Origin of the sequence: Nocardia amamiensis NBRC 102102 (assembly GCF_001612745.1) — a bacterium.
Taxonomy (GTDB): Bacteria; Actinomycetota; Actinomycetes; order Mycobacteriales; family Mycobacteriaceae; genus Nocardia; species Nocardia amamiensis.
Genome location: NZ_BDBA01000467.1, coordinates 1 through 739 on the forward strand (window position 1 = coordinate 1; position 739 = coordinate 739).

The 739-nt window shown below is 65.0% G+C and carries 1 protein-coding gene; it reads right to left on the reverse strand.

All coding sequences use genetic code 11. The annotated features are described in order from the left end of the window. Nucleotides 1-657: DUF4226 domain-containing protein (locus tag NA4_RS38455; protein ID WP_157129606.1), on the reverse strand; the 657-nt coding region annotated here is incomplete at its 3' end. Between the last annotated feature and the right edge of the window lie 82 nt (nt 658-739).

Here is a 739-nt window from a genome sequence, read left to right on the forward strand (position 1 = left end):
GTAGTTTTTGCCGTTGATGTTGTACAGATACTGCTTCGTCAACCGATTGATCGCCGCCGCAGTATCCGCCGACTTCGCCGACCCCCCCGACACAATCGACTGCGCCTTCTGCAACGCCGCAGTCAAAATCTGATGAACCTTCCGCTGCCCCGCCTTCGTATACGCCTGCGGACCCAACTCCGCCAACGCCACATTCACCTCACGCACCAAACCGACAACAGCCTTCTTATCAACCTTGTTCGACCCCGCCAACCCCCGCACATACGCCACCAACTGATTATCCAAATTATTGAACGCCGTCGCCGCCGTCCGCTGAAACAACCGCGTCGCCCGAACCGACCTCGACGTCGCCCCCGCACCCCGCCCCGGCGAAACCCCCAACTGCTGCTGCAACTCCCGCACCTGCGGATCCGACGGATCACCCCCACCATAAACCGCCTCCAACGCCTTCAACACCCGCAACGCCCGCAACGCCTCCGGCGACAACCCCCCACCCGTCTCACCACCACCATCCGCCGCCACCGGCGCAGCACCACCCCCACCCCCACCACTACCCAACCCCGCCAACGCCGAGGCAATCATCGGCAACATCCCCAACGCCAACGGCGCAGCCATCGCCGCCACCGGCAACAAATCCCCCACCAACCCCGAATCCACCGGCGACGCCGGCGACTCACCCTCCCCACCCACACCCGACGGCGGAACCTGCCCCACCTGCGGAGCCACCACACCACCCGGC